Annotated in this window: 19 protein-coding genes; 4 read left to right on the top strand and 15 right to left on the bottom strand. The window is 58.7% G+C overall.

What is annotated here, in order from left to right; all coding sequences use genetic code 11:
• Positions 1 to 4: 4 nt before the first annotated feature.
• Complete coding sequence (locus ACT2B1_RS01705; RefSeq protein WP_171124286.1) at positions 5 to 1,948, bottom strand: AMP-binding protein; 1,944 nt, start codon at positions 1,946 to 1,948, stop codon at positions 5 to 7.
• 217 nt (positions 1,949 to 2,165) lie between these two features.
• Between ACT2B1_RS01705 and ACT2B1_RS01700 the strand changes: the two genes are divergently transcribed.
• On the top strand, positions 2,166 to 2,570 hold the full coding sequence (locus ACT2B1_RS01700; protein WP_171240411.1) for a hypothetical protein: 405 nt from the start codon (positions 2,166 to 2,168) through the stop codon (positions 2,568 to 2,570).
• Between the two features lie 23 nt (positions 2,571 to 2,593).
• On the opposite strand, the gene mutT is transcribed toward ACT2B1_RS01700, so the two are convergent.
• From mutT to ACT2B1_RS01685, 3 genes are read right to left on the bottom strand one after another with little or no spacing between them, the layout of a single operon-like run.
• Entirely contained in the window at positions 2,594 to 2,992 is a 399-nt protein-coding gene (mutT, locus tag ACT2B1_RS01695; protein WP_171240412.1) for an 8-oxo-dGTP diphosphatase MutT, read from the bottom strand.
• Complete coding sequence (gene argJ / locus ACT2B1_RS01690; RefSeq protein WP_171240413.1) at positions 2,989 to 4,215, bottom strand: bifunctional glutamate N-acetyltransferase/amino-acid acetyltransferase ArgJ; 1,227 nt, start codon at positions 4,213 to 4,215, stop codon at positions 2,989 to 2,991. Before argJ ends, mutT begins: the two co-directional genes overlap by 4 nt.
• Positions 4,216 to 4,221: 6 nt before the next feature.
• The gene (locus ACT2B1_RS01685; protein ID WP_481668450.1) at positions 4,222 to 5,070 is read right to left on the bottom strand and encodes a peptidylprolyl isomerase; all 849 of its coding nucleotides are present in this window, start codon (positions 5,068 to 5,070) and stop codon (positions 4,222 to 4,224) included.
• Between the two features lie 176 nt (positions 5,071 to 5,246).
• Here ACT2B1_RS01685 and secA point away from each other — a divergent pair, with 176 nt between their 5' ends.
• The 3 genes from secA to ACT2B1_RS01670 all read left to right on the top strand — a co-directional run bounded on the left by secA (position 5,247) and on the right by ACT2B1_RS01670 (position 10,562).
• Positions 5,247 to 7,964 (top strand): preprotein translocase subunit SecA, encoded by a 2,718-nt coding sequence (gene secA, locus ACT2B1_RS01680; protein WP_481668449.1) that lies wholly within the window; start codon positions 5,247 to 5,249, stop codon positions 7,962 to 7,964.
• Positions 7,965 to 8,064: 100 nt separating this feature from the next.
• Positions 8,065 to 8,982: a hypothetical protein gene (locus tag ACT2B1_RS01675; RefSeq protein ID WP_171124163.1), complete on the top strand. Its 918-nt coding sequence runs from the start codon at positions 8,065 to 8,067 to the stop codon at positions 8,980 to 8,982.
• A gap of 23 nt (positions 8,983 to 9,005) precedes the next feature.
• Positions 9,006 to 10,562 (top strand): phosphate ABC transporter substrate-binding/OmpA family protein, encoded by a 1,557-nt coding sequence (locus tag ACT2B1_RS01670; RefSeq protein ID WP_171240417.1) that lies wholly within the window; start codon positions 9,006 to 9,008, stop codon positions 10,560 to 10,562.
• A 3-nt stretch (positions 10,563 to 10,565) separates the two neighbouring features.
• On the opposite strand, the gene radC is transcribed toward ACT2B1_RS01670, so the two are convergent.
• Genes radC through thiD form a run of 11 tightly spaced genes read right to left on the bottom strand, consistent with a single transcriptional unit; the run spans position 10,566 to position 18,710 of the window.
• A complete protein-coding gene (radC, locus tag ACT2B1_RS01665) occupies positions 10,566 to 11,321 on the bottom strand; it encodes a RadC family protein (protein WP_171124657.1) in 756 nt (251 codons plus the stop codon).
• Between the two features lie 35 nt (positions 11,322 to 11,356).
• Positions 11,357 to 12,091 carry an ABC transporter permease gene (locus ACT2B1_RS01660; protein ID WP_171124160.1) on the bottom strand — a complete coding sequence of 245 codons (735 nt, stop codon included), beginning with the start codon at positions 12,089 to 12,091 and terminating at the stop codon, positions 11,357 to 11,359.
• Positions 12,088 to 12,813: an ABC transporter ATP-binding protein gene (locus ACT2B1_RS01655; RefSeq protein ID WP_481668448.1), complete on the bottom strand. Its 726-nt coding sequence runs from the start codon at positions 12,811 to 12,813 to the stop codon at positions 12,088 to 12,090. The genes ACT2B1_RS01660 and ACT2B1_RS01655 overlap by 4 nt, the downstream gene beginning before the upstream one ends.
• Complete coding sequence (tenA, locus tag ACT2B1_RS01650; protein ID WP_481668447.1) at positions 12,810 to 13,484, bottom strand: thiaminase II; 675 nt, start codon at positions 13,482 to 13,484, stop codon at positions 12,810 to 12,812. The genes ACT2B1_RS01655 and tenA overlap by 4 nt, the downstream gene beginning before the upstream one ends.
• Positions 13,481 to 14,416, bottom strand: a complete 936-nt coding sequence (locus tag ACT2B1_RS01645) for an ABC transporter substrate-binding protein (protein WP_481668446.1) — start codon at positions 14,414 to 14,416, stop codon at positions 13,481 to 13,483. Before ACT2B1_RS01645 ends, tenA begins: the two co-directional genes overlap by 4 nt.
• 19 nt (positions 14,417 to 14,435) lie before the next feature.
• Positions 14,436 to 15,398 (bottom strand): HesA/MoeB/ThiF family protein, encoded by a 963-nt coding sequence (locus ACT2B1_RS01640; protein WP_171240421.1) that lies wholly within the window; start codon positions 15,396 to 15,398, stop codon positions 14,436 to 14,438.
• Positions 15,395 to 15,991 (bottom strand): thiamine phosphate synthase, encoded by a 597-nt coding sequence (locus ACT2B1_RS01635; protein WP_481668445.1) that lies wholly within the window; start codon positions 15,989 to 15,991, stop codon positions 15,395 to 15,397. The genes ACT2B1_RS01640 and ACT2B1_RS01635 overlap by 4 nt, the downstream gene beginning before the upstream one ends.
• Positions 15,988 to 16,752: a thiazole synthase gene (locus ACT2B1_RS01630; protein WP_171124151.1), complete on the bottom strand. Its 765-nt coding sequence runs from the start codon at positions 16,750 to 16,752 to the stop codon at positions 15,988 to 15,990. Before ACT2B1_RS01630 ends, ACT2B1_RS01635 begins: the two co-directional genes overlap by 4 nt.
• Before the next feature lie 2 nt (positions 16,753 to 16,754).
• Positions 16,755 to 16,949 (bottom strand): sulfur carrier protein ThiS, encoded by a 195-nt coding sequence (thiS, locus tag ACT2B1_RS01625; RefSeq protein ID WP_171123862.1) that lies wholly within the window; start codon positions 16,947 to 16,949, stop codon positions 16,755 to 16,757.
• Positions 16,933 to 17,910 carry an FAD-dependent oxidoreductase gene (locus tag ACT2B1_RS01620; protein ID WP_171240425.1) on the bottom strand — a complete coding sequence of 326 codons (978 nt, stop codon included), beginning with the start codon at positions 17,908 to 17,910 and terminating at the stop codon, positions 16,933 to 16,935. The genes thiS and ACT2B1_RS01620 overlap by 17 nt, the downstream gene beginning before the upstream one ends.
• Positions 17,907 to 18,710 (bottom strand): bifunctional hydroxymethylpyrimidine kinase/phosphomethylpyrimidine kinase, encoded by an 804-nt coding sequence (gene thiD, locus ACT2B1_RS01615; protein ID WP_481668444.1) that lies wholly within the window; start codon positions 18,708 to 18,710, stop codon positions 17,907 to 17,909. Before thiD ends, ACT2B1_RS01620 begins: the two co-directional genes overlap by 4 nt.
• Between the last annotated feature and the right edge of the window lie 40 nt (positions 18,711 to 18,750).

Here is an 18,750-nt window from a genome sequence, read left to right as displayed (position 1 = left end):
GCCCTCATTCCGCCGCCACCTTGTGCTGTGCCGCCGGTACAACCGCTGCGTCGATGATTTGCAACGTAGCGCTGATCGACCCTTTGCGCCCGTCCTCATAGGTCACTTCGGTCGTCGTCGAGACATTGGGCGAGCCATCATACAGGGCAGCAATAATGTCGTGGAACTTCTCCTCGACGAACCTGCGCCGCACCTTGCGGGTCCGGGTCATCTCACCATCATCGGCGTCCAGTTCCTTGTGCAGAACCACAAAGCGATGCACCTGACAGCCCGACAGCATCTCATCGGCCGCAACCGACTTGTTCACCTCTTCCACATGGGCCTTGATAGTCTCTAACACACGGGGATGGCTGGTCAGTTCCTGATACGACGCATAGGCAACGTTGTTGCGTTCTGCCCAGTTGCCTACCGCCATCAGGTCAATATTGATGAAGGCCACGCAACGATCCTTGCCGTTTCCGAACAGCACAACCTCAAGGATATCAGGATAGAATTTCAGCTTGTTCTCGACATATTTAGGCGCAAACATCGATCCGTCGGCCATTTTGCCCACATCCTTGGCGCGGTCGATAATCCGCAGATGGCCGCTGCTTTCCTCGATGAACCCGGCGTCCCCGGTCGCGACCCAGCCCTCGGCATCCTTGGTGGAGGCGGTCGAATCCGGGTTGTTGTAATACTCCACAAACACGCCCGGCGAGCGGTAGTGAATCTCGCCACTGTCATCGACCTTCAGCTCGACCGCGGGTGAGGGCACGCCCACCGTATCGGCGCGCACTTCGCCATCGGGCTGCTGGGTGATGAACACCGTGGCCTCGGTCTGGCCATAAAGCTGTTTGAGATTGATCCCCAACGAGCGGTAAAAGTCGAAAATCTCGGGCCCGATCGCCTCACCCGCCGTATAGCCCACCCGGAACCGCCCATAGCCCAGCGTATCCTTAAGCGGGCCGTAAACCAGCATATTGCCCAGCGCGTATTTCATCTTGTCGCCAAAACTGACCGGCTTGCCATCCAACAACAGGCCACCGACTTTTTTGGCGTGGGCCATGAAATTATGGAACATCTTCCGCTTCAGGCTGCCCGCGTCCTCCATGCGGATCATCACATTGGTTAGCTGGGTTTCGAAAACGCGCGGTGGGGCGAAGAAATAGGTCGGCCCGATTTCGCGCAGGTCGGTCATCATTGTGTCGGCACTTTCGGGGCAGTTCACGCAGAAGCCGCACCAATAAGCCTGACCGATGGAAAAGATGAAATCGCCCACCCAGGCCATCGGCAGATAAGACAGGATGTCTTCGTTCCGTGTCAGGTGGTCGAACTCAGAGGAATTCTTTGCGCTTTCGATCACGTTACGGTTCGACAGCACCACGCCCTTGGGCTTTCCGGTCGTACCCGAGGTATAAAGCATCACGCAGGTGTCGTCATAGGTGATCGCGGCGATCCGCTTATCCAGCTCGGTGTCGAACCGTGCGTGTCCCGCGCCGCCTTCGGCCATAATGTCGTCCAGCGCGTTCATCTGTGAATGGTCGTATTTCCGCATCCCGCGCTTGTCGGTATAAAGGATGTGTTTGACCTGATGCAGGTTTTCCTGAATCTCGATGACCTTGTCGACCTGCTCCTGATCACCGCAAACGACGTATTTCGCGCCGCAATGTTCCAGCACATAGGCCATCTCTTCGGCGACCGAGTCCTGATACAGAGGCACCGGTACAGCACCCACCATCTGAGCGGCTACCATTGACCAGTAATGCGCCGGGCGGTTTCGCCCGATCACGGCGATATGGTCACCCTTTTCCACGCCGATTTCCAGAAATCCCAGCGCCAGTTTACGGATTTCAGCGGCGGCCTCGGCCCAGGACCAGCATTGCCAGATCCCGAATTCCTTTTCCCGGTAGGCCGGGGAATCCCCGAACTGCGTCGCATTGCGGTGTAGCAGCGCCGGAAGAGAGGTCATCCCTTCAGCGCCCGACTGCGTCTGAGCCAATCTCTTTCTCCTCCCTATCCAACCCCTCCCTTGGGTCGGAAATGGCGGGTCCGGTTCAGACCCGGACACCACTGCCCCTATGACGGGACACGAGGACGATCAGCGGCAAGTTTTGCCTGATGTTTTCTCAATTCTTACGAATTGTAACAGGGGTGGAGCGTAAAGTACTTGGCTTCAGGATAAACAGTTGCATGATTGTTCAGTTGCCTTGGGCAGCACAGTCGCAAAACCAGACTTCATTTCAGAAAGGCTGGGATTAAGAAACGGGCCGAGCATACAGGATTGGGAATTCGAAGTTGTAGATTCCACCGATCTAGGTGTTTATCTTAAACTGTTTGATGAAATGTCTGGTCGAGAAGACATTCGCTTTACGTTGGCGGATATGATCATCCAAGCATTTGACGAATCCGGGCTTGATTTAAAGACAAACCCAGAATGGCAAGAATTTCTCAAGACTCTTTCCCGCGAAATAGACATTCATGCGTCGCAGATCTGGTATTGGGCGAACTGGGAAGTTCAACTCGAAGACGCTTGGGATGTTACACCCTACATGCGTTCTTTGTGCCAAACCCATTTTGCTTATGAGACTTAGCTCGCAAGCATTTTATGAACATACTACAACCAATCCCTCAGTATCGGAATCAGCGGCACATCCGCCGCGGGCATCGGGTAATTCCGCAACTCATTCGCCCGCACCCACTTCAATGCCTGACCCTCTTTGGACTGCGGGATACCCTCCCACTTGCGGCAAGCAAACAAAGGCATAAGCAGGTGGAAATCGTCATAGCTGTGGCTGGCAAAAGTCAGTGGCGCAAGGCACGAGGCCCAGGTGTTGATGCCCAGTTCTTCCTCCAGCTCGCGGATCAGGGCGGCCTCGGGGGTTTCGCCGGGTTCGATCTTTCCGCCGGGGAACTCCCACAAACCAGCCATGGACTTGCCCTCCGGGCGCTGCGCTAGCAGCACCCGGCCTTCGACGTCGATCAGGGCGACAGCCGACACCAAAACGGTCTTCATGAACGATAATCCGCGTTGATCTCGATATAGCCGTGGGTCAGGTCGCAGGTCCAAACGGTGGATGCGCCCTCACCCAAACCCAGATCGACCGCGACCACCAAGTCTTGGCCTTTCATATAAGCGGCCGCGTCTTCCTCGCGGTAGTCAGGGCTAACCCAGCCTTTCTCGGCCACCAGAATATCGCCGAAAGAGATACTCAGACGGTCGCGGTCGGCGGCGGCACCGGATTTCCCGATGGCCATGACCACGCGGCCCCAATTGGGGTCTTCGCCCGCAATCGCCGTTTTCACCAGCGGTGAGTTGGCAATCGCCAGCCCATGCACCTTGGCATCCGCGTCCGAGGCCGCGCCAGTCACACGGATTTCTACGAATTTCGTGGCCCCTTCGCCGTCGCGCACCACCTGCTGTGCAAGGTCCAGCATCACAGCCTCAAGCGCCTGCGCAAAACCCGCGTTGCCAGTGGCATCCACACCCGAGGCCCCGGTTGCACACAACAATAGGGTGTCCGAGGTCGAGGTATCGCTGTCCACGGTGATGCAGTTGAAGGTACGATCCGTCTGCGTGCCCAGCATCGACTGCAGCGCCGATTGCTCGACCACCGCATCGGTGAAGATGTAAACCAACATCGTCGCCATATCCGGCGCGATCATACCAGAACCCTTGGCGATCCCCGCAATAGAGACTGTTTTTCCATCAATCTCAACCTGCGTCGAGGCCCCCTTGGGGAAGGTGTCGGTGGTCATGATCGCCCGCGCAGCATCCTCGATCGCGTGGCGGCTGAGGCCCGATTTCAACGCTTCAAGCTGGGCGGTGATCTTGTCATGGGGCAGCGGCTCACCGATCACGCCAGTTGACGAGGTGAATACCCGTTCCACCGCAACACCAGTGGCTTTGGACACGGCTTGCGTCAGCTCGGTCACCGATGTCCGGCCGTGATGCCCGGTGAACGCATTGGCATTGCCTGAATTCACAAGGATCGCCGCCGGGCCATCGCTGGCCCCGCCGATTTTGTCCTGACAATCCAATACGGGTGCCGCGCGAGTGGCCGAGCGCGTGAACACCCCCGCCACCGAGGTACCGGGATCCAGCACCGCCAGCATCACATCGGTCCGGCCCTGATAGCGCACGCCCGCTTCAACCGTGGTAAAGCGCACCCCGTCAATCGCGGGCAATTCAGGAAACGCCGCCGGAGCCAGCGGCGAAACTTTGGTGATCGTCGCCACGGTCGCTTACTCCTGAATCAACTCAATCTGGCGAACGACGTCGGGGCTTACCCCTTCCAGTTCGGGCCGCTCGATCTGTGCTGCCTCAGTCAATTCTTCGATACGGGCCTGAATCGCTTCGTTTTGAACCGTCTGTGTCAGTTCATCGCGGATGGCATCCAGCTCCGGGGCTTCGGATTTGCGTCTGTCATTCAATGTCACAACATGCCAGCCGAACTGAGTTTGCACCGGGTCGGAAACCTGACCTTGCTCCAGTTCCAGAACAGCGGCCTCAAACTCGGGCACCATCTGGCCTTTGCCGAACCATCCCAGTGAACCGCCATTGGGTCCGGACGGGCCTGTCGATTTCTCTTTGGCAAGTTCAGCAAAATCCGCGCCGTCATCAAGCTGGGTCTTGATTTCCTTTGCCTCGTCTTCCGTCGCCACAAGGATGTGGCTGGCGTTGAATTCATCCTCGCCCTCAAACTGCGCATACTGCGCGTCGTAGGCAGATTGGATGGCTTCCTCGGTAACCGCATCCTCGATCAGCGCATTCACGGTCTGAACTGCCAGCAACGACCGGGTCTCATTCGCCAGCGCAAGGGCGTTCAATTTCGTCAGCGCTTCCTGCTGCTGTCCCAGCAATTGCTGCTGGACCAGTTGCTCGATGATGAAGTCGTACAGAACATCGTCTTCGATCTGCTGATAGTTGGGCGGCAGGGTCGCAACAGTAGCGATGACATGGCCCAAAGTGATCTCGTCCCCGTTCACGCGGGCAACAACCGTACTGGCATCAGGCTGTGTTTCGGCGGCCAGCGGCAGGGCCATCATGGCAGTCAGGGCCAGAGATGGCAGAAAAGTGAAGCCTTTGGGCATTGAATCATCCTATTTCTTTGCCACGACGGGGCGCAGCGTTGACACTCAGGAACCTGCCGCTTACATCGCTTTGAAGCCTTAGACAGGGCCGCCTTTCACCCCCCGTATCTATGGGTTGCGCGCAAGGTGGGCAAGCCTGTCGCAACCAAGACAAGAACAGATCCGCTGGAGTGAACATGCTGGGACTCGGAACGCTCGCCAAAAAGGTGTTCGGAACACCGAACGACCGCAAGATCAAGGCGACCCGCCCGCTGATCGAACAGATCAATGCGCTGGAGCCCGAGTTCGAGAAATTGTCCGATGAGGGTCTGATCGAAAAGACCGCCGAGCTGCGCAAACGCGCACTGGATGGCGAAAGTCTTGACGCCCTTCTGCCCGAAGCCTTTGCCAACGTCCGCGAAGGGGCCAAGCGGGCCTTGGGTCTGCGCGCGTTCGACGTGCAGTTGATGGGCGGGGCCTTCCTGCATCAGGGCAACATCTCGGAAATGAAAACGGGTGAGGGCAAGACGCTGGTCGCCACTTTCCCCGCTTATCTGAACGCACTGACCGGCAAGGGCGTTCATGTTGTTACGGTGAACGAATACCTGGCCAAGCGCGACTCGGAATGGATGGGCAAGGTGTTCGGCGCTGTCGGCATGACCACTGGTGTTATCTGGTCGGGCCAGCCCGATGCCGAGAAAAAAGCCGCCTATGCCTGTGACGTGACCTACGCCACCAACAACGAACTGGGCTTTGACTATCTGCGCGACAACATGAAGGCCGATCTGGCCGAGATTTATCAGGTCCACCACAATTTTGCGATCGTGGACGAGGTTGACTCGATCCTGATTGACGAGGCTCGGACGCCGCTGATCATCTCGGGCCCGTCACAGGATCGGTCCGAGCTTTATACCACGATTGATGCGCTGATCCCGTCCTTGCAGGACGACCATTTCTCGTTGGACGAAAAATCCCGCAGCGTGACCTTTACGGATGAGGGCAACGAGTTCCTCGAACAGCAACTGATCGCCGGCGGACTGATCCCCGAAGGCCATTCGCTGTATGATCCTGAAAGCACCACGGTTGTTCACCATGTGAATCAGGGCCTGCGCGCGCACAAGCTGTTCACGCGCGACAAGGATTACATCGTGCGTGATGGCAACGTAGTTCTGATCGACGAATTCACCGGCCGTATGATGCCGGGCCGCCGTCTGTCGGAAGGTCTGCATCAGGCCATCGAAGCCAAGGAAGGTGTGCCTATTCAGCCGGAAAACGTGACGCTGGCCAGCGTGACCTTCCAGAACTATTTCCGTCTGTATGACAAGCTGGGCGGTATGACCGGCACCGCGTTGACAGAGGCCGAAGAATTTCAGGAAATTTACGGTCTGGGCGTGGTCGAGGTTCCGACCAACAAGCCGATCGCCCGTGCGGATGAAGACGATCAGGTTTATCGCACCGCTGGAGAAAAATACGGCGCGATGATCCAGGAAACAAAGGAAGCGCAGGAACGCGGGCAGCCCGTCCTTCTGGGCACTACCTCGATCGAAAAGTCCGAACTTCTGAGCCAGATGCTGACGAAGGAAGGTGTCGAGCACAACGTCCTGAACGCGCGCCAGCACGAGCAAGAGGCGCAGATCGTCGCCGATGCAGGCCGGTTCGGTGCCGTCACCATCGCCACCAACATGGCGGGCCGCGGCACCGACATTCAGCTTGGCGGCAATGTCGAGATGAAGGTCCTGCAGGCGTTGGCTGAAAATCCCGAGGCCGACCCTGCCGAGCTTCGCTCTGCCGAGGAATCCCGGCACGCAGAAGAGAAAGATAAGGTTCTGGCTGCAGGTGGTCTTTATGTCATGGCGTCCGAACGCCACGAAAGCCGCCGCATCGACAACCAGTTGCGCGGCCGTTCCGGCCGACAGGGTGATCCGGGCCGCACCGTGTTCTACCTGAGCCTTGAGGATGACCTGATGCGCATCTTCGGGTCGGAACGTCTGGATAAGGTCCTGCACACGCTGGGCATGAAGGAAGGCGAGGCAATCATTCACCCTTGGGTGAACAAATCGCTGGAACGCGCGCAGTCCAAGGTCGAAGGGCGCAACTTCGACATGCGCAAGAACGTCCTGAAATTCGACGACGTCATGAACGATCAGCGTAAGGTGGTCTTTAGCCAGCGGCGCGAGATCATGTCGTCGGATGACCTGTCCGAAATCGTGTCGGATATGCGGGAACAGGTGATTGACGACCTGATCGACGAATACATGCCGCCGAAATCCTACGCCGATCAGTGGGACACCGAGGGTCTTCATGAGGCGGTCAAAGACAAGCTGATCATCGACGCCCCCGTGCAGGACTGGGCAGCCGAAGAAGGCGTAGATGACGAACAGGTGCGCGAACGCCTGATCAATGCCTCGGACGAGATGATGGCCCAAAAAGCTGCAGCCTTTGGCCCCGAGAACATGCGCAACATCGAAAAGCAGGTGTTGCTGAACACGATCGACAGCAAGTGGCGCGAGCATCTTCTGACGCTGGAGCATCTGCGCTCGGTCGTGGGATTCCGCGGTTACGCCCAGCGCGACCCGCTGAACGAATACAAGAACGAAAGCTTCCAGTTGTTCGAAGGCATGTTGGACAGTCTGCGGGAAACTGTAACCCAGCAATTGTCGCGCGTCCGACCGCTTACCGACGAAGAACAGCGCGAGATGTTGGCGCAAATGCAGGCGCAGCAGGCACAGGCGCAACAAGCCGTCGATCAGGCGGTGGATCAGGCCGAAGCAGAGGCCGAGGCAGAAGCCTCGGGTGATGCGCGCCCCGGCTTTGTCGAAGATGACCCTAGCACATGGGGCAACCCGTCGCGCAACGACAGATGCCCCTGCGGATCAGGGAAAAAGTTCAAGCATTGCCACGGTCGTCTGACCTGACGCCGACGTAATTCAGACACAATGAGTCCGTTTCACGGCCACATATTGGCCGTGATTCATCTCCAGTATGCGACTCGCTCCTTCAACTGGGGAGGGTGTCTTGTTTGTAATTAAGAACTACGTGACCACCGGGGGCACGGTCGCCTGCGCCCTTGCGATCGGTTACCTGATGCAGAATGGATCACCTGCGCAGCCGAACGGCACGCAGACCGTTGTCAATGCGACCGCAATGACAGACCAAGCTTCGATCATCGCCGGGCTGGAGGATATTGTTCTGACCTCCTCGTCTCCAGCCACGGACGCGACCCAATCCAGAAAATCCCTGCAACCCAACCGTTCGGCCCCCTCAGAACCGATGGATTGCAATCTAAGCGCGCGGGCGCATGCCGTTCCGGGTGCAGCCGCCGCGCTGACTGTCAGGGCGCCCTGTCACGCCAATCATCGGGTTGACGTGCTGCACAGTGGCCTGACCGTGACGCAGATGACCGACGAAAACGGGCGGATGGAGCTGACGCTTCCGGCGTTGTCCGAATATGCAATCTTTCTGATCTCGGTCGACGATCAGAATGGTACGGTCGCAACCACGCATGTCCCGGACCTGAACCAATACAACCGGATTGCCCTTCAGTGGACGGGCGAGACCGATCTGCAAATCCATGCCCTTGAATTTGGGGCAAGCTATGGCGGCGCGGGTCATGTTTCCTCTGATCCGAATGCGCAGGGCGCGGGCAATGTCGTTACTCTTGGCCATTCCGGTCTGGAAAGCGCGCGCAATGTCGAAGTGTATTCCTTTCCAGCCGCTCAGATCAGCCAGTCAGGGTCAATTGCCCTGACGGTCGAAGCCGAAGTGACAGACGCCAACTGCGACCGCGATCTGAGCGTTCAGTCCTTTGAATTGCGCTCGGATCGCCGGCTGACATCGCGCGAGATGACGCTCAACCTGCCGAATTGTACCCAAACGGGTGAGTTTCTTGTGTTGAATAATCTGATCGAAGACCTGACAATCGCCGCAAATTAAACGCAGGCAGGCTCGATCTTCTTATGACCTTTCTTCGTGTGGCGGTCGCTGCACTTATTTCGCTGACGCTATCCAAAAACGTGTCCGCGCAGGATATCACCCTGACATCCCACGACGGCAAGGTTGAGGTTGTCGGCAATCTGCTTGGCTTTGATGGTGAGTTCTATCGGGTGGACACTCCGTTCGGAACGCTGACCGTTGATGGATCAGGCGTCACGTGTGACGGCCCAGCATGCCCCAGCCTGACTGATTTCGTGGCAGAGGTGCGTTTCTCAGGCTCGTCCGTGATGGCCGAAAAAGTTCTGCCGGCACTGATCACAGGTTTCGCCCGGCAAGAGGGGTTGCTGGCCACGTCTCATGATTCCGAGTCTGGCAACCTCGTGATCGAGCTGCAGAAAACGGGTCGGAATGCACCGCTGGGGCGGTTCTTTTTCAGCGCAAACAACACAGGGCAGGGTTTTGTCGATCTGACCAATAACGAGACCGACATCGTGATGGCCCTGCGCGAAATACGCGATGATGAGCAAACCGCGGCAGAGGCGGCCGGTCTGGGAGACCTGACCCATGTGCGCCGGTCGCGTGTTGTGGCATTGGACGCGCTGGTCCCGATCGTTGCAATGGATAATCCCGTGCGGCAGATTTCCCCAACCGATCTGGTTCGGGTTTTTGCCGGAGAGATTATGAACTGGGCCGAATTGGGGGGGCCGGATGCGCCGATCTCAACCTATTTGCCTAGTGCTGGTTCAGGACTGGCCCAGATTGCCGAGGACCAGTTGTTTGTGCCATCAGACGCAGCCCTGTCGGAAAGCGTGGTTCGCCATATTCACAGCGGTTCGCTTGTGCAAAAGGTGGCAAAAGACCCGTTCGCCGTCGGGTTGGCAAGTCAGGCTGAACTGGACACTGTTCGTGCGCTGCCGTTGACCGGGGGGTGCGGTCATGCGCTTTCTGCCACGCGGCAGACTATCAAGACCGAGGATTATCCCCTTACTTCGCCCATGTTCCTGTATCTGCCCAACCGCCGCCTGCCCCGGATCGCAAGGCAGTTTCTGGCCTATACCCAAAGCGATGCGGCACAGTTACAGATCCGAAACTCTGGTTTTGTCGATCAAGCCCCGGAAATGATGCAGATCGGGTTACAAGGGGATCGGCTGGCAAACGCCATAGCGTCAGGCGGCCCCGAGGTCGGGCTGGACGAATTGCAGCGCATGATCGAAACGCTGCGTCCCCTCTCACGCTTGTCACTGTCCTTTCGGTTTGAGGCGGGGTCGTCCCGGCCTGACGCGCAATCGCGGTCCAACATACGGCAACTGGCACAACAGATTGAATCCGGGGCATTCGATGCGCGCAAGCTGACCTTTGTCGGGTTCAGCGATGGCGACGGTCCCGCCGCAGGCAATGCACGTATCGCCCTGCTGCGCGCGAAAACGGTTCGCAATGCAGTGGTGGCAGCCGTCGAGACCACGGTGCCAGACAGCGTCGAACTGAATGTGGATGCATTTGGTGAAGCGATGCCAATGGCTTGCGATGACACGAATTGGGGCCGCAAGGTCAATCGCCGGGTCGAGGTCTGGGTCGAGTGACAGCTACAGATACCCTTCGGAGCGGAAACTCAGCTCATTTGATTTTCCGATGATCAGGTGATCGTGCAGCGTCAGCCCTAAGGCTGTGCACGCATCCTGAATTCGGTTTGTCATGTCGATGTCCGATTGCGACGGCGTCGGATCACCTGAGGGATGGTTATGCACAAGGATCAGGGCCGAGGCGTTTAGCTCAAGCGCGCGTTTGGCGACCTCGCGCGGGTAGACTGGCACATGGTCCACCGTGCCCTTGGCTTGTTCCTCATCCGCGATCAGCACATTCTTGCGGTCCAGAAAGAACACCCGAAACTGTTCAGTCTCGCGGTGCGCCATGGTTGTGTGGCAATAGTCCAGCAAAGCATCCCAGCCGGAAATCACGTGCCGGTGCATCACCCGCGCCCGTGCCATCCGGTGGGCGCAGGCTTCGAGTATCTTGAGGTCGGTGATCACCGTATCGCCCACGCCTTTGATCTGCCGCAGCCGTTCTTCTGGCGCAGTCAGAACGCGGTTGAAATCGCCGAATGTGTCCATGAGGGCACGCGCCAGAGGTTTAACATCCTGCCGAGGGATCGCGCGGAAAAGGACCAGTTCCAGCAACTCGTAATCCGGCATGGCAGCCGAACCGCCAGCCATGAACCGTTCGCGCAGCCGCTTGCGGTGATCCTTGATATAAGACGGCAACTTACCCGTCGGCAAAGGTTGCCCCGGGGCTTCGTCAAAGTCGAACAATGAGGGGGCTTCGGCAAAGGCATCCTGAGTCATACTCAAAGATTGGCTCAGAATCAGTTTCTGAATGGTTAACGCGCCTCGCCCGCCATGCGCGCAGTGGCCCGTCGGACAATCAGGTGCAAAAGGATGGAAAATACCCCCAGCGTCAGCATCGCAGCAAACATCAGATCGGTTTTGGCGCGCCCATTGGCCAACAGCATCAGATAACCCAACCCTTGCGAGGACCCGACCCATTCGCCGATCACCGCCCCGATCGGTGCATAAACGGCCGCCAGCCGCATCCCCGAGGCCAGCGACGGCAGCGCGGCGGGTATACGAATGTGCCACAACACGGCGCGGGGGCTGGCCTGCATGGTGCGCGCAAGGTCCAGATACCCTTGTGGCGTCCGCATCAGCCCGTCAAAGAAGGAGGACGTGATCGGGAAGTAGATGATCAACACGGCCATGGCGACCTTGGACCACAACCCGTATCCCAGCCACAGGGTCAGTAAAGGTGCCAGCGCGAAAACCGGCAAGGCTTGGGTAAAGACCAGCATCGGCTGCACCAACACCCGCGCCGCGCGTGAATTGGCCAGTTGCAGGGCGGTCAGAACCCCCAAAACCGTCCCAAAGGCCAGACCGATCACCACCTCAACCGCCGTAATCCACGTATGTTCCGCGATGATCCAGCGATTCTGCCACCATGTCTCGGCAACCAAAGCAGGGCCGGGCAGGATGAATTTCGGCAACCCGGTCAGGCTGACGATCGCCTGCCAAAGAACCAGCGCAAACACGGTTGCAGCAAGGGCCGACAGGATCTTCATGCAGCCTCTCTCAGCAGTCGCAACAAAGCACCCTGCGTTTCCAGCGTTTCCTGATCATCCACATGGCGCGGCGCAGGCGCGGCAGGGGGATCGCATGAGGTCAGCCCCTGCGGTGTCATCACCACAATGGATTGACCCAGCCGCGCGGCCTCGCCCGGATCGTGGGTCACCAAAAGAACGGTCCTGCCCTTCAGCGCATCGGCGGCAAGGTCCTGCATATCGGCTCGTGTACGCGCATCCAGGGCCGAGAACGGCTCATCCAGCAAAACGATGGGCCGATCCTCCATCAGGGTTCGCGCCAACGCGACCCGCTGGCGTTGCCCCCCGGACAGTTCTGACGGTCTCTTGGCCATGTGATCCTGAAGCCGCATCCGTTCGATCAAACGGTCCCTGCGTTCGATATCGGGTGTCTCACCGCGCAGCCGCGCGCCCAATGATACGTTCTGCGCAACTGTCGCCCACGGCAACAACAGATCGTCCTGCGCCATATACGCGACGCGATCCGCCACGGTCTGACCATCACTTGCGGTAATCTGGCCCTCGAAATCCGCGCCCGTTTCTAGCCCTGCGATCAAGCGCAGGACTGTGGTCTTTCCAACACCCGACCCCCCCAGCAAACAGGTCCACTGTCCCGACCCAAGGTTCAGGCTAAGCGGCGCGAACAGCGTCGCTCCGTCAATGGTGGCCGTGCCGCTTATGGTTAGATCCGGTGCAGAGGTCATGGTGTCAGGCCCATTTGCCAGAAATTGACCTCTAGCTCTGTGGCGGTTCGGAAGGTCTGGCACAGCCTGTCCCACCGGGGCGAAGTTTCAAAATCCGGTCCAATACGTCGTGTTAGAGCCTGATCCAGCAATGATCCCACCGCCTTGCATGCGTCTTGGTAGTCTGGGCCTGCATAGGTGTTGATCCAGTCGCGATAGGTCTCCGACGTGGCCTCGATCGCCAGCCGTGCTCCGATCTCGCCATAGCCCATCACGCAGGGCGCTAGGGCCGCTAGCAGATCCAGCAAATCGCCGCTATAGCCCGCCTCGAGCACGAACCGCGTATAGGCCAAATTCTCGGCACGTTCAGGGGTGGCGAACAGTTCCTCGCCCGAGATACCTTCGGCCTCGCATATACCAATATGAAGCTGCATTTCCTCGGCCACCAGCGCGTTCACGGTACCGACTGCAGTCAGCATCTCGGAATGGGTTTCCGATTTTACCACCGCCAAGGCCCAGGCACGAGAAAAGTGGATCAGAAACACATAGTCCTGACGCAGATAGTGCAGGAACGCGTCACGCGGCAGGTTTCCATCCTTCAGCCCTTCGACAAAAGCGTGGCGGGTATAGTCCCGCCACGGCCCTTGCGCCGCGTCGCGCATCAGCGCGAAGGCCTTGCCGTACTCGCTCATTGTGCCGTCACGTCGATAGTGATGTCGCTGACTGGGTTGATGCTGTCGATCATGCCGCTGTCCTTGAGGAATTCTTCGAACCGGGCATAACGGCCAGCGTCAAAACCCGCTGGACGCAGGGCAAAACGGGGCAGAGTGTCGACCCATGCGCGTGCATTCAGTTCGTCCTGCAGCTCAGGCGACGTGGCGGCGAAAATTTCCCAGCTTTTTTCGGGGTTGTTGACGATGTACTGGGTGGCTTTCTCGGTCGCTGCCAGAAAACGGGCGATCATGTCGGTGTCCATCTTGTCGGGATTGGCGACATAGATCAGTTCATCATAGGGCGGAACGCCTTCTTCCTCGATATAGAAGCAACGGCCTGCGACGCCTTCGATATCCATCTGGTTCAGCTCAAAGTTACGGAACGCGCCGATCACAGCATCGACCTGACCGGTCATCAGCGACGGCGACAGCGAAAAGTTGACGTTGATCAGCTCGATATCGTCCAGTGCAACACCATGTGCGTTCAGCATCGCAGTCAGGATCGCCTCTTCCACGCCTGCGACCGAGAATCCAACCTTCTTGCCCTTCAGATCGGCAAGCGATTTGATCGGGCCGTCCTCAAGCACCAACAGACAGTTGAGCGGCGTCGCAACCAGAGTGCCCACCCGCTTGAGCGGCAGCCCCTCGTGGATCTGCAGATGCAGTTGCGGTTGATAAGACACGGCCAAATCCGCCTGACCCGCAGCAACCAGACGCGGAGGCGCAGACGGGTCCGCTGGTGGGACGATCTCGACCTCAAGCCCCTCATCTGCGAAGTAGCCATTTTCCTGAGCGACGATGATGGGACCGTGATCAGGGTTGATGAACCAGTCCAGCAGCACGGTCATCTTGTCCTCGGCCCATGCAGGCGCGGCGGCCAGCAGAGCGATGGCTGTGATCAGCTTTTTCATGTCTCGCGTTTCCTTCTGTTCACGAGGTTGCGGCCGCGACGAGGACAATCTCGCCGGACCAATCCGGTTGTAATTCTTCAGCGGCGCGCCAGGCGCGCAAACCTGTGGCGCAGCACAAAGCCAGTGTTTTCTCTTTGCTAGGCTCTGATTTTAAGGCGTTGAGCGACAGGCGCTGCGCATTCGGATGCACGGGTTTCGGTGCTTCGTCTTCGCCGCGTAGTTCAACGATCAAGTCGTCCTCGGTCAGATCGCCCGGGGAGACAAATCTGAAATGCCGATCGGGCTCGGGCGCATTGTCAAAGCGAAAAGTGGTGCTGCGCAGGGTTCGCGCGTCGAACTGAACCATCTGACCCAAGGGCGAGGGGTCCAGCCCCAATATCAGGTTCAGCGTCATTTGCGCCTGCATCGCACCGATCATTCCCACAACGGGCCCCAAAACGCCCGCTGTTGCGCAACTTGCCCCATTGTCCGGCGCATCCGGAAACACAGCGCGCAATGACGGGGCACCGCCGCAGAACCCGCCGACATAACCCGACAGACCCAGAACCGACGCGGTGATCAGTGGTTTTCCCGCGCCAAAACACGTGTCGGACAGGATATAGCTGGCGGCATAACTGTCAGCACAATCCAGAACCACATCTGCCTGCGCCACCAAGTCGGCTGCGTTTTCGCTTGTTAGGGCCTGTTCACTCGCAATTACGTTGATCTCGCCATTCAACGCGCGGCACCGTTCAGCAGCGACCGCAGCTTTGGGCCGCCCACAATCCGCTTCGGCAAACAACGTCTGGCGGTGCAGGTTTGACAAGGCAACCGTGTCACCATCTACAATCGTGATCTGCCCGATACCGGCACCGGCAAGTAGGGGAAGAACCGGTGCCGCCAGACCTCCGGCGCCAATCACGATAACCCGCGCGTCGGACAAGCGCGCCTGACCTTCGGCCCCGACTTCGGACAACAGGGTTTGACGCGCGTACCGGCTCATCGCGTGACCTCGATCCATTGGCGCACGCGGGCTTCGGGATCGTCGTTCAAGGTGATGTCGGTCACAACCGAAACAATATCAGCACCCGCCTGCAATACGCTCTGTGCACGCTCCACACTCATGCCACCGATACCGACAAGGGGAATGTCGCCTACCCGTGCCTTCCACTCTGTTACGCGCGGCAAACCCTGCTGTTCCCATTTCATTTTCTTCAGAATCGTCGGGTAGACAGGGCCAAGCGCCACATAATCCGGGTCCATCGCCAGAACACGCTCCAGCTCATCATCGTCATGGGTGGACACACCCAGCTTCAACCCAGCCTTACGGATGGCTTTCAGGTCGGCATCGTCTAAATCCTCCTGACCCAGATGAATCCAGTCACACCCCGCATCAATGGCGGCCTGCCAATAGTCGTTCACTACCAGCACCGCGCCGTGTGCTCGACAGAGGTCCAGTGACGCAGAAATCTGTTCCCACACCACCTCATCCGGCTGATCTTTGATCCGCAACTGGACCAGTTTGACGCCCAGCGGCAACATGCGGCGCAACCAGTCGGAGTGATCGAAAATTGGGTAAAACCGGTCCAGCGTCATGACAGAAACGCCTTTCCGATCACTGGGGTCGAAGGTTCAGCCATATCTCGGGCCTCGATCGGATCGGCCTCATGCGCCAGTTGCCCCGCCTCGATCGCCAACATCATGGCCCGCGCCATCGCCGCCGGGTCGCCCGCCCGCGCCACGGCTGTATTGAGAAGCACCGCGTCATACCCCAGCTCCATCGCGTGTGCCGCGTGACTTGGCAGGCCGATCCCCGCATCAATCACCAACGGGACATCAGCAAACTCGGCGCGCAGCGCGCGCAGCGCGTATTCGTTGTTCAGCCCGCGCCCCGACCCAATCGGCGCGCCCCAGGGCATCAGCACCTCGCACCCGGCCCCCAACAGGCGTTCTGCCACAACCAGATCGTCAGTGGTGTACGGGAAGACCTGAAACCCATCTCCGGTCAGGATGCGGGCCGCCTCGACCAATTGAAACACATCCGGCTGCAGGCTGTCGGTATGGCCTATCAGTTCAAGTTTGATCCACTTGGTATCAAACACCTCGCGCGCCATATGCGCCGTAGTCACGGCCTCTTTAACGGTATGGCAGCCAGCGGTGTTGGGCAGAACCAAAACGCCAAGGTCGCGGATAATTTGCCAAAACGTCTGCCCGGCACCAGATTCGCGCCGCAAGGACACGGTGGCGACCCCGGCTCTACTTTCCCGAAATGCTTTTTCTAGTATTGCCGGGCTGGGATACTGCGCAGTCCCCAGCATCAATGGATTCGGCAGTTTGGTGCCATAGAACGTCTTCACCTTCAGCCCCCCTGCATCGGCGCAACAACTTCGACCCTGTCGCCGTCAGTCAGTTTATGGGCGACGCGTAGGGTCGACGGTACAAAGTCTTCATTCACCGCCGTCGCGACACGACCGGTAAACCCGCATTCCAGCAACAAGTCCGACAAGGTTTCGGCGCGCACCTCGCGTGGTTCACCGTTAAGCACGATCTTCATCGACCATCTCCGAATGTTTGTTCTCAAGCGCCAGATCAGCCACACCCTGCGCAAGTGCCGGGGCCAACAGGTAACCATGACGATACAGCCCGTTCGCATAAATCGTATGCCCCAGACGCCGAATGCGCGGCAGGTTGTCGGAGAAAGCCGGGCGCAGGTCGACACCGATTTCCAGCACCTCCGCTTCTCCGAAGGCGGGGTTTAGCGCGTATGCGGCGCTTAACAATTCCAACATGGACCGCGCGGTGATGCGGCTGCTGTCCTCAGATTCGATCATTGTCGCGCCCAGCATGTAGACGCCATTGCCGCGCGGCACGATGTAAAGCGGCATCCGCGGGTGCAACAGGCGTACGGGCCGAGACAGGGTAACGTCAGGGCACCGGATCACAAGCATCTCACCCTTGACCCCACGAAGGTCATGCAATGTCTCGCGCGCGTGCAAACCCCGACAATCAATGGTGTTTTTCAAACCCGACGGGGCAAGTTTCTGATGAAATACCACACCCTCTGATTGCAACCGCCGATACAGGTCCAGCAGCGCGCGACGCGGATCCAGATGCGCCTCGTTCGAAAAGAACAGGCCCTTAGGAAAACCCGTTAAATCAGGCTCTAATTCGACTATTTCCGGCTGATCGACGTCCTTAAATTCACGCGTCCGACGCGAGAACCGGCGCAGATCAGGCAAATCTCTTGAATTGGCAACAACCAGAGTGCCGCGCCGATGTACCACGGTGCGCGTGCCCCACCATTCCAACGCGCCTTGCCCCAGGCGCAGCACTGGTTCCTCGGCATTTTCATACTCGCACCACGGAGCCAACATACCGCCAGCCCACCAGGAACACCCATGCGCACCCGGAGGGCCGCCGGGGTCAAAAACCTGCACCTTCGCGCCACGCGACACAAGCTCGCTGGCGACGGTCAAACCGGCAACACCGGCCCCTATGACCGACCAAAGCGTCATGCCGTCCACACCCGATGAAAGTGATGAACCGGCCCGTGGCCCTGTCCGATATTCAGCTCATCCGCCTTAGCGATTGCCCCCTGAAGATACTCATGCGCCTGCGCGACCGCATCGGGCAGTGCAAGAACTTTGGCCAATCCCGCGGCAATCGAGGATGACAACGTGCAACCGGTGCCGTGCGTGTTGCGGGTCTCAACACGTGGGGCTGTATATTCGCCAACAACGCCCGAAGCGTCCAGCAGTACATCGTGGCAAATATCCCCTACGCCATGACCGCCCTTCATCAATACGGCCTTTGCCCCCAATGCACACAAGCTACGCCCCTGATCCGCCATTTCCGCAGGAGACGTAGCCGCTGCGCTGCCCAACAGACACGCAGCTTCCGGCAAATTGGGCGTCAATACCGAAGCGCGAGGTAAGAGCACATCCCGCAAGGTTTGGACCGCGTCCTGCGCCAACAAGGCATCCCCCGACTTGGCGACCATCACGGGATCCAAAACAATCGGACCTTCAAAAGCTGCGATGCTGTCGGCCACGGTATGGATAATCTCAGGTGTCGCCAACATTCCAATCTTGATGGAACCAACCTTCAGATCAGTCAGAACAGCATCAATCTGCGCGGCGATAACCTCCAGCGGTATTCCATGCACGGCGGTCACCGCACGGGTGTTCTGCGCCGTTACCGCCGTAACAACACTCGCGCCAAACACACCCAGCGCCGACATCGCCTTAAGATCGGCCTGTATTCCGGCGCCGCCGCCGCTGTCCGATCCTGCAATTGTCAATGCAATAGGCGCCATTTGGTTGCTCCAGTTCAGTAGGGGCAACGGTGGCGTGGAT

Source organism: Ruegeria sp. S263, assembly GCF_056780525.1.
The sequence above is the reverse complement of the archived record's forward strand: the minus strand, read 5'-3'. Positions and strand labels throughout refer to the sequence as shown.

Coding starts and splice junctions, on each gene's coding strand:
- ACT2B1_RS01705 (WP_171124286.1), bottom strand. CDS start 1,948: ATGACCTCTCTTCCGGCGCTGCTACACCGCAATGCGACGCAGTTCGGG.
- mutT (WP_171240412.1), bottom strand. CDS start 2,992: ATGAAGACCGTTTTGGTGTCGGCTGTCGCCCTGATCGACGTCGAAGGC.
- ACT2B1_RS01685 (WP_481668450.1), bottom strand. CDS start 5,070: ATGCCCAAAGGCTTCACTTTTCTGCCATCTCTGGCCCTGACTGCCATG.
- secA (WP_481668449.1), top strand. CDS start 5,247: ATGCTGGGACTCGGAACGCTCGCCAAAAAGGTGTTCGGAACACCGAAC.
- ACT2B1_RS01670 (WP_171240417.1), top strand. CDS start 9,006: ATGACCTTTCTTCGTGTGGCGGTCGCTGCACTTATTTCGCTGACGCTA.
- radC (WP_171124657.1), bottom strand. CDS start 11,321: ATGACTCAGGATGCCTTTGCCGAAGCCCCCTCATTGTTCGACTTTGAC.
- ACT2B1_RS01660 (WP_171124160.1), bottom strand. CDS start 12,091: ATGAAGATCCTGTCGGCCCTTGCTGCAACCGTGTTTGCGCTGGTTCTT.
- ACT2B1_RS01655 (WP_481668448.1), bottom strand. CDS start 12,813: ATGACCTCTGCACCGGATCTAACCATAAGCGGCACGGCCACCATTGAC.
- tenA (WP_481668447.1), bottom strand. CDS start 13,484: ATGAGCGAGTACGGCAAGGCCTTCGCGCTGATGCGCGACGCGGCGCAA.
- ACT2B1_RS01645 (WP_481668446.1), bottom strand. CDS start 14,416: ATGAAAAAGCTGATCACAGCCATCGCTCTGCTGGCCGCCGCGCCTGCA.
- ACT2B1_RS01640 (WP_171240421.1), bottom strand. CDS start 15,398: ATGAGCCGGTACGCGCGTCAAACCCTGTTGTCCGAAGTCGGGGCCGAA.
- ACT2B1_RS01635 (WP_481668445.1), bottom strand. CDS start 15,991: ATGACGCTGGACCGGTTTTACCCAATTTTCGATCACTCCGACTGGTTG.
- thiS (WP_171123862.1), bottom strand. CDS start 16,949: ATGAAGATCGTGCTTAACGGTGAACCACGCGAGGTGCGCGCCGAAACC.
- ACT2B1_RS01620 (WP_171240425.1), bottom strand. CDS start 17,910: ATGACGCTTTGGTCGGTCATAGGGGCCGGTGTTGCCGGTTTGACCGTC.
- thiD (WP_481668444.1), bottom strand. CDS start 18,710: ATGGCGCCTATTGCATTGACAATTGCAGGATCGGACAGCGGCGGCGGC.